Raw genomic sequence first — 18,667 nt, 5'->3', positions numbered from 1 at the left:
GTTGAATCATGAACCTGACTGAACCCCGCGAGCTGGCGCCACTGCTTGAAGCCTTTCTGTTGGCCTCGGGAAAACCGCAATCGCTTGAACGCCTCTACGAACTGTTTGAGGAAGGCGAACGGCCGGAGCCCCCGGTGTTCAAGAAAGCGCTGACATTGCTGGCCAAGTCCTGCGACGGTCGTGCTTTTGAACTGAAGGAAGTCGCTTCCGGTTATCGGCTGCAGATACGCGAAAAATTCTCGCCGTGGGTGGGGCGCTTGTGGGAAGAGCGGCCGCAACGCTATTCCCGCGCCATGCTGGAGACCATGGCGCTGATTGCCTATCGTCAGCCCATTACCCGTGGCGAAATCGAAGACGTGCGGGGCGTGGCGGTCAATAGTCATATCGTCAAGACGCTGCTGGAGCGCGAGTGGATCCGCATCGTCGGCTACCGCGACGTGCCAGGCAAACCGGCGATGTTCGCCACGACCAAGGCGTTTCTCGACCATTTCAACCTGAAGAACCTCGACGATTTACCGCCGCTCGCGGACTTGCGTGAGCTGGAGCCGGACCCGGTCCTGGACTTTGATGACGCACCGGTGCCTGCCGGATTGCAGGAACTGGCCGATGCAAGTGCCGAGCCGGAAGAACCCAAGGAAGAAACCAGTTTCCACACGCTGTTGCTGGAGTTGGACAGCATGGAAGAGGGGCTCAAGACCGATTTCGACGATATGTTGCGTGATGGCGATTCGGGAGAGATGCCGGAGGTTGGGGCCGAAGCCGAACCCGAACCCGAACCCAAGCCCGAGCAAGAAGACGATGTGCTTGGCGTGGCCGAGGCACGGGAAAAACTCCTGGCCGCCGTCGCCGCCCTCGAACAGACACCGCCCGAACCGGAGCCCGAACTGAGCGAAGAAGAAGCCGAGGCCCGTGCCCTGGCCGAAGCGATCGAAGCCGAACGTCGCGAATTCGAGGATTGACGCGGTTGAACTGACTATGGAAATCCCTGTGGGAGCGGGCTTGCCCGCGAAGACGGCGTGTCAGGCGACATTACCTGAACTGATACACCGCTTTCGCGGGCAAGCCCGCTCCCACAATGGAATTACAGTGATAGTGAGATTTATACGCCCCACCACCGGTCGCCCCACCACCGGCAAATTCTCTCCATCAACTAGTCTTTGATGCGCAAACGCCCTCATGCGCGTATGATTCGCGACCCTCAGGCGATCCCTTCGCCGATTCAGACCACACCGGGAGGTGCCCAGATGAGTATCAACGATCAGCAAGACGACCAGCCAATCGGCCCAGCAGGCGAAAAACTGCAGAAAGTCCTCGCCCGTATCGGCGTCGGCTCGCGCCGTGACGTGGAAGCGTGGATCAGCCACGGCCGGATCAAGGTCAACGGCAAAGACGCCACCCTTGGCCAGCGTGTCGATATGCACGACGCCATCAGCATCGATGGCAAGGTGATCAAGCGTGAAGAGGCCGCCGAGTCGGTCCGCCGCGTGATCATGTACAACAAACCCGATGGCGAAATCTGCACACGCGTCGACCCGGAAGGTCGCCCTACGGTGTTCGACAAACTGCCAAAGCCCAAAGAAGGGCGCTGGATCAACATCGGCCGCCTGGACATCAACACCACTGGTCTCTTGATGTTCACCACCGACGGTGAGTTGGCCAACCGCCTGATGCATCCATCCTTCGAGATGGACCGTGAATACGCTGTGCGTGTGCGTGGTGAAGTCGACGACGAGATGATCGAGCGACTGAAAGCGGGCGTCATTCTCGAAGACGGTCCGGCCAAATTTACCGACATCAAGCAAGCACCCGGTGGGGAAGGTTTCAACCACTGGTACCACTGCGTGGTGATGGAAGGCCGCAACCGCGAAGTCCGTCGCCTGTGGGAATCCCAGGGCCTTGTGGTCAGCCGTCTGAAGCGCGTGCGTTTCGGCCCGGTGTTCCTCAATTCCGATCTGCCGATGGGGCGCTGGCGCGAAATGAGCCAGTACGAAGTCGACATCCTCAGCTCTGAAGTGGGCCTGACGCCGGTAGCGATGCCGCAGATGAACGCCAAGAGCAAGGACAAGCTGGAGCGGATGCAGCGCAAATCGTCGCGGCCAATGGCGCGCACGGATCGTGTGCGCACCCTGCGCCCGGCGGCAGACGCACCGGCTTCCCCACGCGTGGCTCGCGAGCCGCAGATTGAGGGCGAGCGCAGGCCGGCCGCCCGCCAGGACGGTGAGCGCGCGCCACGCCCGCCACGTCCGGCCAAGGGCCGTACCGAGCGCGGCGAAGGTCGCGGTACGCCGGTGGCTGATCGTCCGGTCGAAACCAAGCGTCCGGCCAAACCGGCCGCCAAGCGTCCGGGCATCAAGCTGGTCGACGGTGATGCGCCTGCGGGCAAGCGTCGCGGCGCGCCGACGGGTGTGAAGAAGCGGTAAGCGATAAGCGGTAAGCTGCAAGTTAAAAACGCTATCCTTTGGGGTGGCGTTTTTTTTGGTTTGCCTTTCAGGGTGTGTTGGCTGGACTGGCCTCATCGCTCCCACATGTTTACCGCAGCCCCCTGTGGGAGCGGGCTTGCCCGCGATGGGGCCATTGGCAACACCACACATCCCTGCCCAGACATCCCCGGCAACAAGCCGCCGACCCCTCGGCGTCTGGCACGGCGCGGTCAGCGGTGTACAATGCGCCCCGTTTTACCTGTGACCTCCTGCGCAGCAGCGCAATCCTCAAGGCTACCCGCTTTGTTCACTCCGCCACGTCACGAGCGTGTCGGGTTCGATTTCGTCACAGATAAAAACAAAACAGGTGACGCATGACCGCTGTAGATAATCTGAATTCAGGCGAGCTGAAACGCGGCCTGAAGAATCGTCATATTCAACTGATCGCCCTCGGTGGCGCGATTGGTACCGGCCTGTTCCTCGGCTCGGCCGGTGTCCTCAAGTCCGCTGGCCCGTCGATGATTCTCGGCTACGCCATCTGTGGCTTCATTGCCTTCATGATCATGCGCCAGCTCGGCGAGATGATCGTCGAAGAGCCCGTGGCCGGCTCCTTCAGCCACTTCGCCCACAAATACTGGGGCGGATTCGCCGGCTTTCTGTCGGGCTGGAACTGCTGGATCCTGTACATCCTGGTGGGTATGTCTGAGTTGACCGCGGTCGGCAAATACATTCATTACTGGGCGCCGCACATCCCGACCTGGGTGACGGCCGCCAGCTTCTTTGTGCTGATCAACCTGATCAACCTGGCCAACGTCAAAGTGTTCGGTGAAGCCGAGTTCTGGTTTGCGATCATCAAGGTCGTGGCGATCATCGGCATGATTGCCCTGGGCAGCTACTTGCTGGTCAGCGGTCATGGCGGCCCGCAGGCCTCCGTGACCAACCTGTGGTCCCATGGCGGTTTTTTCCCCAATGGCGTCGGAGGCCTGGTGATGGCCATGGCGATCATCATGTTCTCCTTCGGCGGCCTGGAAATGCTCGGTTTTACTGCCGCCGAAGCTGACAAACCGAAAACGGTGATCCCCAAAGCCATCAACCAGGTGATCTACCGGATTCTGATTTTCTATATCGGGGCCTTGGTCATCCTGCTGTCGCTGACACCTTGGGACAGTCTGCTGGCGACGCTGAACGCTTCGGGCGACTCCTACAGCGGTAGCCCGTTCGTGCAGGTGTTCTCGATGCTGGGCAGCAACACTGCTGCGCATATCCTCAACTTCGTCGTGCTGACCGCTGCGCTGTCGGTGTACAACAGCGGCACTTACTGCAACAGCCGCATGCTTCTGGGCATGGCGGAGCAGGGCGATGCGCCCAAGGCATTGGCGAAGATCGACAAGCGTGGCGTGCCGGTGCGCTCGATCCTGGCGTCGGCCGCAGTGACCTTGATCGCGGTCTTGCTCAACTACCTGATTCCGCAAAACGCGTTGGAATTGTTGATGTCGCTGGTGGTCGCTACGCTGGTCATCAACTGGGCGATGATCAGCTACTCGCACTTCAAGTTCCGCCAGCACATGAACAGGACCGGCCAGACGCCGCTGTTCAAGGCGCTGTGGTATCCCTACGGCAACTTCATCTGCCTGGCGTTCGTGGTGTTCATCCTGGGTGTGATGCTGCTGATCCCGGGCATCCAGATTTCCGTATATGCGATCCCGGTGTGGGTGGTGTTCATGGGGATCTGCTATTGGATCAAGAACAAGCGCAGTGCGGCACGTGAGTTGGCGGGAGCCAGGTAAACTTCCCTAGACCTCACGGTCCCCTGTAGGAGCGAGCTTGCTCGCGATTCGATATGCCAGACAAAGGCTGGGTGACTGACACTCCGCTATCGCGAGCATGCTCGCTCCTACACGAGTCACAGGTCCAGAATAGGGACGCCATTGCATGCTGGTGATTTCCAACACCGTACAACTGCCGGATCATGAGATCGAGTTGACCGCCATCCGCGCCCAAGGCGCCGGTGGGCAGAACGTCAACAAGGTCTCCAGCGCCGTGCACCTGCGCTTCGACATCCCGGCTTCGTCTTTGCCCGAGTTCTACAAGGAACGCTTGCTGGCGTTGCGTGACAGTCGCATCACCAGCGACGGCGTTTTGATCATCAAGGCCCAGCAGTACCGCACGCAGGAAGCCAATCGTGCCGATGCACTGGAACGGCTGGTCGAGTTGATCCAGAGCGCCACCAAGGTTGAAAAAAAACGCCGTCCAACCAAGCCCACATTGGGCTCGAAAACCCGACGGCTCGAATCCAAGAGCAAGCGCGGCAGTATCAAGGCGGGTCGCGGCAAGGTCGACTTCTAGCGCGTCGAACGTTCTTCGCGGTGTTTTTCATCCAGTTGCTTCGGCATTTGCCGGTACAGGTAAACACTGAGGACCAAGCCCGTCAGGGCGGCGAGTGCGGCGAACAGGAAGATCGAGGCGAAGCCAAAACCGGCAGCAATCGCGCCCGCCAGCGGTCCGGTGATGCCCAGCGACAGGTCGATGAACAGTGAGTAGGCGCCCACCGCTGCGCCACGACTGGAAGCCGGCACCAGGTTGACAGCTTCCACGCCAAGGGCCGGGAACACCAGCGAAAAACCGAAACCACTCAATGCCGCCCCGGCCAGCGCCCAATGGGCATCCGGCGCGAGCCAGAGCAGCAACAGGCCCAGAGTTTCCACCGAAAGGCAGGCAATCGCCACGCGAAAGCCCCCGAGCCGGTTGATCAGGTTGCCGAACAGCAACCGCGCTCCGATGAAGCTGGCACCGAAAAGGCTCAGGCACAGCACCGCGTTATCCCAATGCTGGGTGGCGTAATACAACGTGATGAAGGTGGCGATGGTGCCGAAGCCGATCGAGCCCAGCGCGAGGCCGCAGCCGTGCGGCAGTACTCGACCCAACACGTGCATGAACGGCAAGCGTTCTCCGGCGACGATCGGTGCAGCCGTTTTCGGCCAGGCCAGCGCCAGCCCCAGCACCGCCAGCAGCACGATGCTCACGCCCATGCTCCACAAGCCCAGGCCATTGACCAGAAATACCCCCAACGGTGCGCCGACTGCCAGCGCGCCATAACTGGCGATACCGTTCCAGGAGATCACTTTGGCCGTATTTGCCGCGCCAACCCGGCCAATGCCCCAGCCGATCGACCCCGAGCCCACCAGGCTTTCCGCGCTGCCGAGCACCAGACGGCCGATCAACAGGCTGATCAGGCTGAGCATCGGCAGGCTCTGGGTCCAGGCCGAAATCAACATGAACACGCCGCTCAAGCCGCAACCCGCCAGGCCATACATCACCGCGAGTTTGCTGCCCTTGATGTCGATGATTTTGCCGGCGTACGGACGGCTGAGCAGGGTGGCCAGGTATTGCACGCTGATCACCAGCCCTGCGATCACCGCGCTGAAGCCCAGATCGTTGTGGACGTAGCCGGGCAATACGGCCAGGGGAATGCCGATATTGAGATAGCCGATGAACGTAAAGAGGACGATGGAAACGACTTGCAGCGTGACCGCCAGGGGGCGCTGGTTTTCAGACATGGGGCAAAGGTCCACGGGAAAGCAGAATAGATAGGCTGCTTATGATAGCGGTGCAAGCGCCTATCAGGCGTGGAAAAGTAAAACTATTTGCCGGACGGAAGCGTCAGGGTTGGGTGGGAGCGACCAGTTGGGTCGTGACCAGTGCGGCCAGCGCATTTTCTTCGCTGCCGAAACGGGCGAGCAGGGCGGCCTGTTTTTCCGGGGAGAGGCGGTTCCAGATCTCGATCATCTTTTCAGCGGTGCCAATCAGTACGCTGGCTTGCTCTTCGGAAAATTCATCGGTCATGGGGGAGGGCTCAAGGTTCAGGCAGTGTGGAAAGCGCATGTTAGCGCTTTCCACACGGTCTGTACGGCGGGTGTTTCAGTCTTCGCTGTCGGCCTTGCGGCTGTCAGTGGCTTCTTTCGGCTCGGGCTGTTGGGCGCCGGCTTGTTGCGGGGTCGTCTGCTCAGGTTCGTGCAGGCTTGGGAAGGGGAGATTGGGAATCTCGTGCATGGTTGCGCTCCTCGCTAAGTCTGTTGGTAGATCTGGTAGATCCGCGCTTTCAAAAAAGCTTGGGCAGGATACAGCAGGAGAAATGACAAATAGACTTTTATATCTGTTTGTTTCGACGGGTGGGGTTGTCTAGACAGGTCGGTGGGAGGTACTGATCCCCTGCAGGAGCGAGCATGCTCGCTCCTGCAGGGGTTGCGGCGTTTGTGGGTTACTTACACACGTCCGCAATCGCTTCCGCCAGCAGATCCAGGCGCGTCGCGTCGATGCCGGCCACGTTTGCCCGACCGGTGCCGACCATGTACACGCTGTGGCGGTCACGCAGTTGCTTGACCTGCTCGGGTAACAACCCGGTGTATGAAAACATGCCGCGCTGCACGCCAATGTGCGCAAAACGCTCGCGCAAGCCATGGGGCTCGAGCGCCTCGACCAGGCCGCTGCGCAATTGTGCGATGCGCAAACGCATGCCTTCGACTTCATCGGTCCACAGGCTTTTGAGCTCGGGATCGCCCAGGATCGTTGCCACCACGGCCGCGCCATGATCCGGGGGTGTCGACCACAGGTTGCGGGCGATGTTGGCGAGTTGGCTGCGGATATCCAGCAGTTTGTCGGTGCTCTTGGCGCAGACGATCAACGCGCCGGTGCGGTCGCGGTACAGACCGAAATTCTTCGAGCAGGAACTGGTGATGAGCACTTCCGGCAGTTCGGCGGCAAACAAGCGGGTCGACCAGGCGTCCTGTTCCAGGCCATCGCCAAAGCCCTGGTAAGCGAAGTCGATCAGCGGCACCAGATCGCGACGACGCACCACTTCCAGCACACGACGCCATTGCTCGTGACTCAGGTCGAAACCGGTGGGGTTGTGGCAGCAGGCGTGCAGCAACACCACGTCGCCGATTGGCGCCTGGTTCAGCGCAGCCAGCATCGCCTCCACGTCGAGGCGGTTATCACTGCCCACGTAGGGGTAGTGGTTCACCTTGACCCCGGCCGTGGTGAAAATGGTTTCGTGGATCGGCCAGGTTGGGTTGCTCAGCCAAACGCCGCGACCCGGCAGGCATTGGGCGATGAAGTCCGCGCTCAGGCGCAATGCGCCGGTGCCGCCGGGGGTCTGGGTAGCGCCAACCCTTTGTTCGGCGATCAGCGCAGAGTCGGCGCCGAGCACGAGCGCATTGATCGCCTTGCCGAACGCCGGCTCGCCATGCCCGCCGATGTAGGTCTTGGTGGTCTGGCGATCCACCAGGCGTTGCTCGGCGAGTTTCACGGACGCGAGGATCGGCGTCAGGCCCTGGGCATCCTTGTATACGCCAACGCCCAGGTCGAATTTGCGCGGGTTCGGGTCCTGCGCGTAAGCCTCCATCAGGCCCAGGATCGGGTCGCCGGGTACTCGACCGATGGCGTCGAAATGCATTATTTACGGCCCTCGGCATCCTTGGCCACGTCGTCGGTGCGCGCGGCCATGATGAAGTCGTTGCGGTGCAGGCCCTTGATGGAGTGGCTCCACCAGGTCACGGTGACTTTGCCCCATTCGGTCAGCAGGCCCGGGTGGTGGCCCTCGGCCTCGGAGATTTCACCGACGGCATTGGTGAAGGCCAGCGCGTGCTTGAAGTTCTTGAACAGGTAGACCTTTTCCAGCTGCATGATGCCGTCGCGAACTTCGATGTTCCAGTCAGGGATCTGCTTGATTAGTACCGGCAGTTCTTCGTCGCTGACCTGTGGTGCGTCGGCGCGGCACGCTTCGCAATGGGCTTGGTTCAAAGTGGACATGATGTGTTCCTGAAATCGAATGTTTGGGAAGTCGGGGTCATCGTTACCAGGGGATGGCTTTACGCTAAAGCAAAGCGTCGCTCGGTAACAGACACACTTGTTGCGAAAAGTCGCGGGTCACGCAGCTTTCGGCGGAAATTTCGGGGCGTGCAGGCCCAGTTGCATACCTTGCTTGACCATACCCATGATGTCTTCGTGGGCGAGGTCGAACAGGCGCTTTAGATCGGGCAGGACAAAGTACAAGGGTTGCAGGATGTCGATGCGATACGGCGTGCGCATGCATTCCAGCGGATCGAATGCCTGGTGCTCGGGTTCGTCCGAGAGGCAGTAAACGGTTTCCTTCGGCGAGGAGAGAATGCCGCCGCCGTAGATGCGCAGTCCTTGGGGCGTATCCATCAGGCCGAACTCGATGGTCATCCAGTACAGGCGCGCCAGGTACACGCGTTCTTCCTTCGAAGCTTGCAGGCCAAGTTTGCCGTAGGTGTGGGTGAATTCAGCGAACCATGGGTTGGTCAACAGCGGGCAGTGGCCAAAAATCTCGTGGAAAATGTCAGGCTCTTGCAGGTAGTCCAGCTCTTCGCGCGTACGGATGAACGTCGCCACCGGAAACTGCTTGTTGGCCAGCAATTCGAAAAAGGTCTGGAACGGAATCAGCGCCGGCACGCGTGCCACTTGCCAGCCGGTGGTTTCACCCAGGACCTTGTTGATTTCACTCAGCTGCGGGATACGGTCGTGGGGCAGGCCGAGTTGTTCGATGCCGTCCAGGTACTCCTGGCACGCACGGCCCTCGATCACTTTCAGTTGGCGGGTGATCAGCGTGTTCCACACCGCGTGCTCTTCGCTGGTGTAGTGGATAAAACCTTGCGCATCGGGCTCACGGGCCACGTATTGCGTCTGCTTCATGCTGTTCTCCAGGGGAATACGTTCTTGTTATGGCGGCTATGGATTCAGAAATAGCGCATGCATTGCGCCATTGCAGTACGGGGAGGCCATTGCTTGCGAAGTGTTGAGCGGGTTTTTGTAAAGTTTTCGTTACGATGTCGCTGTCATTGAGCTCCGCTTCGATTTTGGTGGGTTGAATAGCGGATCGAGTGTCACGTAATCTTTACGACTAAATGACCCCCTGCGCAGAAAATTCCTCTCACGGGGCGTCGGTCACTCGAGATCCGAGGCTCCCCATGCGTATCAAAGTCCACTGTCAGAACCGCATCGGCATCCTGCGCGACATCCTCAACCTGCTGGTGGAGTACGGCATCAACGTGGCTCGCGGTGAGGTGGGTGGCGAGCATGGCAACGCGATCTATCTGCATTGCCCCAATCTGATCAATCTCCAGTTCCAGGCATTGCGTCCGAAGTTCGAGTCGATTGCCGGGGTCTTTGGCGTCAAGCGTGTAGGGCTGATGCCCAGCGAGCGTCGGCACATGGAACTCAATGCCTTGTTGGGTGCGCTGGAGTTTCCGGTGTTATCGATTGATATGGGCGGATCTATCGTCGCGGCTAACCGCGCGGCGGCGCAGTTGCTTGGAGTGCGGGTGGACGAGGTGCCGGGCATTCCGTTGTCGCGTTATGCCGAGGACTTCGACTTGCCGGAACTGGTGCGCGCCAACAAATCGCGGATCAACGGGCTGCGCGTCAAGGTCAAGGGCGATGTGTTCCTGGCTGACATCGCGCCTTTGCAATCGGAACACGACGACAGCGAAGCCATGGCGGGGGCCGTGTTGACGTTGCACCGTGCCGACCGGGTGGGCGAGCGCATCTATAACGTGCGCAAGCAGGAACTGCGCGGCTTCGACAGCATCTTCCAAAGCTCGAAGGTCATGGCTGCCGTGGTGCGCGAAGCCCGGCGCATGGCGCCGTTGGATGCGCCGCTATTGATAGAGGGCGAAACCGGCACCGGCAAGGAGTTGCTGGCACGTGCCTGTCACCTCGCCAGTCCGCGCGGGCAGTCGCCATTGATGGCGCTCAATTGCGCGGGGCTGCCAGAATCCATGGCCGAAACCGAGTTGTTCGGCTACGGCCCCGGCGCGTTCGAAGGCGCGCGTGCCGAGGGCAAGCTTGGCCTGCTGGAGTTGACGGCCGGCGGAACCCTGTTTCTCGATGGGGTGGCAGAAATGAGCCCGCGCCTGCAGGTGAAATTGCTGCGCTTCCTGCAGGAAGGATGCTTCCGACGTGTCGGCAGCGATGAAGAGGTGTACCTGGATGTGCGGGTGATCTGTGCGACCCAGGTCGACCTCTCGGAATTGTGTGCCCGTGGCGAGTTCCGCCAGGATCTGTATCACCGCTTGAATGTGCTGTCGCTGCACATTCCGCCCCTGCGCGAATGCCTAGACGGTTTGCCGCCGCTGGTGGAGCATTTCCTCGACCAAGCCAGCCGGCAGATCGGCTGCCCTTTACCGAAACTGGCATCGTCTGCCATGGAAAGACTCACTCACTATCATTGGCCGGGTAACGTTCGCCAGTTGGAAAACGTGTTGTTCCAGGCGGTCTCGCTGTGCGAGGGCGGGACGGTCAAGGCCGAACATATTCGCCTGCCGGATTATGGCGCGCGTCAGCCGCTTGGCGATTTTTCGTTGGAGGGCGGTTTGGATGCGATTGTCGGTCGGTTCGAAAAGGCGGTGCTGGAGTGTCTTTACGCCGAATACCCCAGCAGCCGCCAACTCGGCAAACGGTTGGGGGTTTCGCACACCACCATCGCCAATAAGTTGCGCGCGTACGACGTACAAGTAGACCAAATCCTCCCAGAGCCTTGAGCCCGGCGGTCAGCACCTCAACCGAGGGGGTGGTATGGGATTTGCTAGTTCGGGGTTCCTGTCAGCTTTTTCATGTCTGGCGGCGACTTTTTGACTAGGCAACGCTGCGGTTTGCGCTGTGTACGTGAGGTTCAGGATGCAAAAGAAAATTGCTGTGGTGCAGTCGAACTATATCCCCTGGAAGGGCTATTTCGATCTGATCCGCAGTGTCGATGCATTCGTCCTCTATGACGACGTCCAGTACACCCGCAGTGACTGGCGTAACCGCAACCAGATCAAGACCGCTCAGGGCGAGCATTGGTTGAGCATCCCGGTCAAAAAGAAAGGGCTTCTCGGTCAGTTGATCAATGAAGTGCAGATCAGTGATCCGGGATGGGCCGCAGCGCACTGGAAGACCATCGAGCAGAGCTATCGGCGTGCAGCATGCTTCTCTCGAATGGAGTCGCCAATCCGCGCCCTCTACGAGCAGGCGGCTGACCTGACCCACCTGAGCGCCATCAACCACCTGTTCATCGCAGGCTTGTGCCCTCTGCTGGACATTCAAACACCGCTCTACCGCTCCGAGGACCTGGGCGGCGTGGAGGGCAGGAACGAACGCCTGATCCATTTATGCGGGGCCCTCGGTGCCAACGAATACCTCTCGGGACCTGCGGCCAGTCATTACCTCGACGAAGCGGCGTTCGCCGCCCATGGAATCACCGTGGCGTACATGAGTTATGCAGGCTATCCCGAATATCCGCAGGTGTACGGCGACTTTCAGCATGCGCTCAGTGTGATCGACCTGCTGTTCAATACCGGCGCGGATGCATCGGCTTATCTGAAGAAAGGGGTGGCCTGAGCAATCGTTGCCAGTCCCCCTGTTTGATTTGATTTGGAGATTGCACCCGATGTCGAACCTAGCGCAGCTAGACGCTCCCTCGCTCGAACAGGCACTGGCGCGTCTGCGGCTGATGTATGCCAAACCCGAACATCCATACTATTTCCTGGCGCCTGCCTACCGGGAGACGTCGTCGGGTGTCGTCACGCTGCATTATCTCTGCCATATGCTCAACCTCAGCGGGCGCGAGGCTTACATCTGCGGCAACGATGTGGTCAATCCGGACCTGAAGACGCCCGTGCTGACCTCGGCGATTGCCCAGCGCCATGTGGCGATGGGCAAGGTGCCGATTGCGGTGTATCCCGAGGTGTTCCCGGGTAACCCGCTCAACTGTTCGGTCGTGGCCCGATTTCTGCTGAACTTTGAGGGCTTTCTCACCGCAAAAGGCATGGATGCCGCCCCCAGCGACTTGATTTTCTATTACGCCGCTCGCCTCGCCGAGCACCGGGGTGACCCGGACGGCGACCTGTTGTGCGTGCCGGCCATCGACGTCGAAATGTTTTCGCCAACCGCCCCTGACACCGTGCGCAAGGGCGCGTACCTGTACCAGAACCGTCACCCGCTCGAGAAAATCGACTACTCGCAACTGCCCGCGGATATCGAGCTTCTGAGCATGGCCAATCCCCGGACCCTGCCTGAGCTGGCCAAGCTGCTGCGTCAGGCCGAAGTGATGTACAGCTATGAGTGGTCGATGACGTGCGTGATGGCGGCGATGTGTGGGTGTCCGGTGATCTTCATGCCAGGGCATGGCATCGACCAGCAGGTGCTCGATACCAGTTTCTTCGGCAGTACCGGCTTTGCCATGTTCGATCAACCGCAGCCATTGGCCATCGCCCGGTCAACCCTGGGTGATGCCTTGCATCGTTACGTCGAGCGCACGGCGTCTTTCTGGCAGCAACTCGATGTGTTTATTGCCAAGACCCAGGCCAGCGCCGCCCGCCAGGCGGAGGGTAACCGCCTGGGGATGCTCGACTGGTTGCGCCAGCGCTACCCGCTCGCGCCGCAATTGCGCCTGATCAATGAGCGGTTGGCGAGCCCGACAGCGCCGAGCTTCACCGTACTGGTTCGCGATGATGGCGATCAGTTTGCCTTGGCTCGTAGCCTGGACAGCCTGGATGAGCAACTGTACCCGCGTGTGCATGTCTGCGTGATGGGCAGCGCTGATCCGGGGCGTGCCAATGTTCAATGGCTGGCCTGTGATCCGGGGAAACCGGCGGCCGCAATCAATGGCTGGGTCGAAAACACCCAGGGCGACTGGTTGCTGCTGATCGACGCGGGGGAGGAGATCATCGCCCCTGGGTTGCTGGTGACGGCCTTGAATTTGCTCGAAGCGTCCGACAGTTGCCTGGCGGTTTACGCCGACGAGGCATTGCGTGTCGGTGGCGGGGTGGTCGACATCGCGTTGCGCCCGGATCTGAACCTGGACATGCTGTTGGCGTTTCCGGCCAGCTTGTCCCGTCATTGGCTTTATCGTCGCGAGGCGCTGGTGCGCCTGCACGGGTTTGACAACTTCAGTGGTGGCGCCTTTGAACTGGCCTACCAACTGCGCCTGATCGGCGAGCAGGGTGTGGCCAGCATCGGCCATGTCAGCGAGCCGCTGCTGACCGCCAACGAGGTGCGCAAATCCGCTTGTGCCGACGAGCGCGCGGTCATCGAGGCGCATCTTCACGGGCGTGGGTATGGGCAGGCGCGTGCCATCGCGCTGGAAAACGAGCCGGGCCGCTATCGTATCGACTACGGTCAGGCACGACAGGCCTCGGTCAGTATCCTGATTTACCTGCAGGGGCAGTTGGCGAACTTCCAGCGTTGCCTGGAAAGTCTGTTTGCGCACACCGACTCCGTGGACTACGAAATCCTGCTGATCGAGCCGGGCAGCGAGGAACCCGCTTTATTGGAGTGGCTCGGGCTGATCGAGCAGATGGGGGGAAATCGCATCCAGGTGTTGCGATTCATGCCGGGCCAGCCTCGTGCAGCGATGTGCAATGCGGCGGCGCAGGAGGCGCGTGGCGAGTATCTGGTCTGGCTCGATGCACACAGCGCTGTGCTCGATGCCGAGTGGCTGCCAGCTTTGCTCAATCATGCCCAGCGTCCGGAAGTCGGTGCCGTGGGCGGCAGGTTGCAGGACAGCCGCGATCGCATCGTTCAGGCCGGCCTTGTGCTGGGTTTGGGCGGGACGCTCGGGAAAGCATTTGAAGGCTTGTCGTCCGAGGCGCCGGGTTACATGGGGCGTCTTCGCCTTGAGCAGAACTGCTCGGCAGTTGGCGGCGAATGCCTGATGGTGCGTCGGGCGCTGTTCCTGGAGGCAGGCGGTTTCGATATCGATTCGTCTCAGGCCCCCTGGACAGCGGTCGACCTGTGCCTGAGGTTGCAGCAGGCTGGCTACCTGAACGTCTGGACGCCCTATGCGCGACTGTTGCTGGACCCGGTACCCGTCGCCTCAGCCAGTAGCGACCAAGAGGACGCATTGTTCGCGCGATGGTTGCCGCAGTTGGCCCATGACCCGTCCTACAATGCCAATTTTTCGCTTCGCTCAGGCGAGGCCTTTGTGCTGGAAACCAATGACCTGATCTGGCAAATGCCGAAAGGCAGCGTGCCGAGGGTGCTGGCCTGTGTCACCGACCAGCAGGCGCCGGGGCACTCGCGACTGGCTCAGCCGCTCAAGGCCTTGCTGGAGGCAGGGGAAGTCGACGGGGCTGCCGTTTCGAGTCTGTTGTCAGCCGTGGAAATCGAGCGCCTGGCGCCGACCAGTGTGGTGTTGCAACGGCCTCTGGATGATGCCGGGCTGGCCACTTTGCGGCGCTTGAGGGCGTTTTCCAAGGCGTTCATCGTCTACGATCTGGACGGTTACTTGCCGCACATGGAGTTGAACGGCGATTACTCCTCCGATGAACTGCTCGAACGGATGCGTTTAGGGCTGATGCAGGCCGATCGGGTACTGGTCGGCACGCCTGCGCTGGCCGAACTGCTGCAGGGTGAGCACGACGATATCCGCGTGGTGGAGAGCCTGCTGCCCGCTCCGTGGGGACGGATACAAAGCCAGCGGGGCGTGGCGTCCAAGCCGCGCCTGGGCTGGCTGGGTGGGAAGGACTCGCAACTGCTCGCCGATGTGCTGCCTGCGCTGGCGGGCGAAGTCGAGTGGGTGGTGCTCGGCGACTGTCCCGAGTCCATGCGACCGTTTTTGAAGGAGCTGCACCCGGCCGTCGAGCAGCGTCAGTTGGCGGTGGCCATGGCCGCACTGAATCTTGACCTGGCGCTGGTGCCCATGGAAGAAACCCTGAACAATACATGTTCCGGTGATCTGCGAGTGCTGCAACATGCCGCCTGTGGGCATCCGATCATTTGCAGTCGAGTGCAGGGTTTTGTCGGGGGTGAGGTCCTGCCGCTTTCACGGGTGAGCAACCAGGCGCAGGACTGGATTCGGGCGATTCGCCTGCATCTGGAAGATCGTGCCGCCTCGGCGACGCTGGGCGAGGCCTTGCAGTCGACCGTGCGTGCACAGTGGCTGCTCGAGGGGGAGCGTCTGGAGGCCTGGCGACGAGCCTGGCTGGCCGATTGATGCATACTGATTATTATTTTTGCCGCTCAGCGGAGTGCCAGTGACATGAGCAACGACCTTGATACATTCATCGCCGCCTACAGCGACAGCTTTGGCTATGCGTATGACAACAACATCATTTTGAACTGGTACCCTCGGCGTATCATGGCGTTATGCACCAAAGAGCAAAGCCTGCTGGAACTCGGTATTGGCCATGGATTCAGCACCAATCGTTTCTCGCAGTTCTTTGGTGAGCACACGGTGATCGATGGTTCCGCCTCGGTGATCGATCAGTTCAAGGCACAGTACCCGGACAATACGGCCGAGATCGTCGAAAGTTACTTCGAGACATTCGACACCGACAAGCGATTCGACCTGATCGTCATGGGGTTTGTGCTTGAGCATGTCGACGATCCGCAGGCTGTCCTGCAAAAGTTCAAGCACTACCTGGCCCCGGGCGGGCGTTGTTTCGTGCTCGTGCCCAATGGTGAGTCCCTGCATCGGCGGTTCGGTCATGCCGCCGGGCTGCTCGGCGACATGATGGCGCTGGGGCAGGGTGATCTGGAGTTGGGTCATGTGCGCAGCTATTCGCTTCAGAGCCTGACCTCTGAACTGGAATCCGCCGGATACCAAGTGGTGCGCAAGGAGGGGGTATTTCTCAAGCCATTCACTACCGGGCAATTGAAGGCATTGGACTTGAGTGCCGACGTGGTGGCAGCCATGTGCACCGTGGGCATCGACTATCCGGAGCTCAGTTGTGCGTTGATGCTTGAAGCGACCGTTGCCCCGTCATGAAAAGCCTGGTCATCGGAAGCACGTCAGTCATCGGCAGGGCGGTCGCCCGCGAGTTGTCACGTCTTGGGCAGGTCAAGTTGGCGGGGCGTCGGGATGCCGATGTCACGTTTGACTTGAGCAGTCAGGAACCTTGCGATTGCGACGAGCGCTTTGACCTGGTTGTACTCGCTGCTGCCGATTTCGGCGGCGGCCAACCGGACGATCTGGTCCGTGCCGAACTGGTCAACAGCGTGGGAGCATTGGCTGCCTGCCGCCTTGCCGAACAATGCGGAGCGCGGCATTTCATCCTGTTGTCATCGCATTCGGCCTGCTATCAGCCAACGGATCCCTACTTTGGCATCTATTCGCTGTCCAAGCGCCATGCCGAAGAAGTGGCGAGCCTTTATTGCCAGGCGCGGGGCATGGCGTTGACGGTGCTGCGCATCAGTCAAGTCTATGACAGCGAGGGGCTGTGCCAGCCTCATCAGCCTTTGCTCTACGCCATTGCCGACAAGGCCCGGGAGGGCCAAACCGTCGAGTTGTATGGCAGCAATGATGCAAGGCGTAACTACCTGCATTTGAATGATCTGGCCGAGATCTGCGCCCGGTTGGCGGAGCAAGGTATCCCTGGTTTTTACAACTGCGGACACCCTGAAAGCCTTCATCTTTCCGAGATTGTCCAGGCTGCATTCGATGCGGTTGGCAAGCCATTGGATCTCCGCTTCCTGGTGGAAAAAAGTGATATTCCCGATCTGCCACTCTTTGAGGGTGCGGGTGAGTTGTTCGAGTGCATTGGATTCACCCCGCGAATCGGTGTTCGCCGGGGCTTCGAGCTGATGAGAGCACACCGGGAGAATCTATTATGAAGACCGTCATGGTGACGGGCGTAGGCGCCATCATGGGCTACGGCCTGCTTAAGTCGCTGCGTGCGGCGGACCCCTCCGTTCGCCTGGTTGGCACCGATATCTACGAAGACGCTGTGGGGCGCGGCTGGAGCGATGTGTTCGAGCAGGCGCCGTTGACCTCTGCGCCGGAGTACGGCCAATGGTTGGGCAATACGCTGGCCCAGCACCAGGTTGACCTGCTGATTCCGGGGATTGAACAGGACATTCACTGGCTGTCGGACAACCGGGCGTTGCTGGCCACCTTCGACTGCCGGGTCGTGCTCAATAGCCAGAACCTGATTGAGCTCTCCAGGGATAAATGGGCGATGGACCAGGCGCTGGTGGCGTTGGGAGACCCTAGCCGTATTCCAACGCTGCTGACCGGGAATTTTCACTCGCTCAAGGCCGCCTTGGGCTTGCCGTTCCTCCTCAAGCCACGCAGAAGCTACGCCTCCAAGGGGTTGGTCTGGGTTCGCGAAGAGCGCGACTTTACGCCCCATGCGGCACTGCTCGGTGAGCACCTCATGGCGCAGCCGATCATTGGCAGCGCCGCCGATGAGTTCACCGTGGCTGCGTTTGGCGATGGAGAGGGGGATGCTGGCCCGATCATCACCTTCCGCCGCCGTCTGGCCTCGGACGGTTCCACCGCCAAGGCCTGGGTGGAGCAGCATGATTCGCTGGACCAGACGGTCATCAGGCTGTGCCAGGCGTTCAAGCCGGCAGGGCCGACCAATCTGCAGTTCCGCCGTGGCAGTGACGGCACTTGGCGTCTGCTCGAAATCAATCCCCGCATTTCCTCGACCAGCTCGATCCGTCGCGCATTTGGCTACAACGAGGCCGCCATGTGCCTGGACCATTACCTCGATGGCAAGACGCTGGCCCAGCCAGTGATCCGCAGTGGTTTTGCTGTTCGTTTTATAGAGGACTTCATTGTCTATGATCGGGATCATTTCTGATGTACACGGCAACTACAGCGCCCTTCGGACCGTGCTTGCGAAGCTCGATGAGCTGGGCGTGTCGCGGATTATCTGTCTGGGCGATACGGCCGGTTATTACAGTCAGGTCAACGAGTGTTGCGATGTCCTGCGCGAACGAAATATTTTGTCCGTGATGGGCAATCATGACTGGTATCTGGCCAGGCATGAGCGTTGTCCGCGCTCCAATAGCGCCAATGCCTGCCTTGACTATCAGCAGGGCGTTGTCACTGCGCAAAATCTGGCGTGGCTGGGATCGCTCGTGGAGCGCTCGATCCAGGACGACTTGAGCATCGTCCATGGCGGCTGGAACGACCCTCTGGATGAGTATGTGCGGCCGTCCACCGAGTATTTCTTGCCCTTGGCTGGTCGGTTTTTCGCTTCAGGCCATACCCACGTCCAGTGTTTGTGGAAGGGTGACAGCAAGATCTACTGCAATCCTGGCTCGGTCGGCCAGCCGCGTGATGGTGATGCCCGGGCAGGTTTCGCGACCTGGGACGGTGAAGCGTTCGATCTGCATCGGATTGAATACGATATTGGTGAAACACAGCAGGCGATGAAGAAGGCCGGCTTCACTCCGTACTTCTATGAGAATCTTGATAAGGGCACTCAGATAGGTGGCCGAATCAGCACACTTTGAGACGT

Annotated in this window: 17 protein-coding genes; 11 read left to right on the top strand and 6 right to left on the bottom strand. The window is 60.3% G+C overall.

Annotated features, from left to right (window positions below):
- Positions 1-8 precede the first annotated feature (8 nt).
- The 4 genes from scpB to arfB all read left to right on the top strand — a co-directional run bounded on the left by scpB (position 9) and on the right by arfB (position 4,766).
- Complete coding sequence (gene scpB / locus AB4N64_RS17780) at positions 9-959, top strand: SMC-Scp complex subunit ScpB (protein ID WP_460117196.1); 951 nt, start codon at positions 9-11, stop codon at positions 957-959.
- A 285-nt stretch (positions 960-1,244) separates the two neighbouring features.
- Entirely contained in the window at positions 1,245-2,420 is a 1,176-nt protein-coding gene (gene rluB / locus AB4N64_RS17775) for a 23S rRNA pseudouridine(2605) synthase RluB (RefSeq protein ID WP_460117195.1), read from the top strand.
- Between the two features lie 374 nt (positions 2,421-2,794).
- A complete protein-coding gene (locus AB4N64_RS17770; RefSeq protein ID WP_460117194.1) occupies positions 2,795-4,207 on the top strand; it encodes an amino acid permease in 1,413 nt (470 codons plus the stop codon).
- A gap of 145 nt (positions 4,208-4,352) precedes the next feature.
- A complete protein-coding gene (arfB, locus tag AB4N64_RS17765) occupies positions 4,353-4,766 on the top strand; it encodes an alternative ribosome rescue aminoacyl-tRNA hydrolase ArfB (protein ID WP_460117193.1) in 414 nt (137 codons plus the stop codon).
- Here the strand turns inward: arfB and AB4N64_RS17760 are convergent.
- The 6 genes from AB4N64_RS17760 to phhA form a co-directional block, all read right to left on the bottom strand.
- Positions 4,763-5,977 carry an MFS transporter gene (locus AB4N64_RS17760; RefSeq protein WP_460117192.1) on the bottom strand — a complete coding sequence of 405 codons (1,215 nt, stop codon included), beginning with the start codon at positions 5,975-5,977 and terminating at the stop codon, positions 4,763-4,765. The two genes, arfB and AB4N64_RS17760, sit on opposite strands and share 4 nt — an antisense overlap.
- Positions 5,978-6,080: 103 nt before the next feature.
- Entirely contained in the window at positions 6,081-6,263 is a 183-nt protein-coding gene (locus AB4N64_RS17755) for a hypothetical protein (protein ID WP_460117191.1), read from the bottom strand.
- 75 nt (positions 6,264-6,338) lie between these two features.
- Entirely contained in the window at positions 6,339-6,470 is a 132-nt protein-coding gene (locus tag AB4N64_RS17750; protein ID WP_368557644.1) for a hypothetical protein, read from the bottom strand.
- A 208-nt stretch (positions 6,471-6,678) separates the two neighbouring features.
- Complete coding sequence (locus AB4N64_RS17745) at positions 6,679-7,872, bottom strand: amino acid aminotransferase (RefSeq protein WP_460117190.1); 1,194 nt, start codon at positions 7,870-7,872, stop codon at positions 6,679-6,681.
- On the bottom strand, positions 7,872-8,228 hold the full coding sequence (locus AB4N64_RS17740; protein ID WP_460117189.1) for a 4a-hydroxytetrahydrobiopterin dehydratase: 357 nt from the start codon (positions 8,226-8,228) through the stop codon (positions 7,872-7,874). Before AB4N64_RS17740 ends, AB4N64_RS17745 begins: the two co-directional genes overlap by 1 nt.
- A 117-nt stretch (positions 8,229-8,345) precedes the next feature.
- Positions 8,346-9,131 (bottom strand): phenylalanine 4-monooxygenase, encoded by a 786-nt coding sequence (phhA, locus tag AB4N64_RS17735; protein WP_460117188.1) that lies wholly within the window; start codon positions 9,129-9,131, stop codon positions 8,346-8,348.
- A gap of 275 nt (positions 9,132-9,406) precedes the next feature.
- On the opposite strand from phhA, the gene AB4N64_RS17730 reads away from it, so the two are divergent.
- The 7 genes from AB4N64_RS17730 to AB4N64_RS17700 all read left to right on the top strand — a co-directional run bounded on the left by AB4N64_RS17730 (position 9,407) and on the right by AB4N64_RS17700 (position 18,662).
- Complete coding sequence (locus AB4N64_RS17730; protein ID WP_460117186.1) at positions 9,407-10,978, top strand: sigma-54-dependent transcriptional regulator; 1,572 nt, start codon at positions 9,407-9,409, stop codon at positions 10,976-10,978.
- A gap of 136 nt (positions 10,979-11,114) precedes the next feature.
- Positions 11,115-11,816: a WbqC family protein gene (locus AB4N64_RS17725; RefSeq protein ID WP_460117184.1), complete on the top strand. Its 702-nt coding sequence runs from the start codon at positions 11,115-11,117 to the stop codon at positions 11,814-11,816.
- 49 nt (positions 11,817-11,865) lie between these two features.
- A complete protein-coding gene (locus AB4N64_RS17720; RefSeq protein ID WP_460117182.1) occupies positions 11,866-15,411 on the top strand; it encodes a glycosyltransferase in 3,546 nt (1,181 codons plus the stop codon).
- Positions 15,412-15,456: 45 nt separating this feature from the next.
- On the top strand, positions 15,457-16,185 hold the full coding sequence (locus AB4N64_RS17715; protein ID WP_460117181.1) for a class I SAM-dependent methyltransferase: 729 nt from the start codon (positions 15,457-15,459) through the stop codon (positions 16,183-16,185).
- Complete coding sequence (locus AB4N64_RS17710) at positions 16,182-17,030, top strand: NAD-dependent epimerase/dehydratase family protein (RefSeq protein ID WP_460117180.1); 849 nt, start codon at positions 16,182-16,184, stop codon at positions 17,028-17,030. The genes AB4N64_RS17715 and AB4N64_RS17710 overlap by 4 nt, the downstream gene beginning before the upstream one ends.
- Positions 17,027-18,004, top strand: a complete 978-nt coding sequence (locus tag AB4N64_RS17705; RefSeq protein WP_460117179.1) for an ATP-grasp domain-containing protein — start codon at positions 17,027-17,029, stop codon at positions 18,002-18,004. The genes AB4N64_RS17710 and AB4N64_RS17705 overlap by 4 nt, the downstream gene beginning before the upstream one ends.
- On the top strand, positions 17,985-18,662 hold the full coding sequence (locus tag AB4N64_RS17700; protein WP_460117178.1) for a metallophosphoesterase family protein: 678 nt from the start codon (positions 17,985-17,987) through the stop codon (positions 18,660-18,662). Before AB4N64_RS17705 ends, AB4N64_RS17700 begins: the two co-directional genes overlap by 20 nt.
- Positions 18,663-18,667: the final 5 nt, after the last annotated feature.

It is taken from the genome of Pseudomonas sp. S2_C03 (assembly GCF_054668405.1).
Note: the sequence above shows the minus strand (reverse complement) of the source record. Positions and strands in the feature narration are given on the sequence as shown.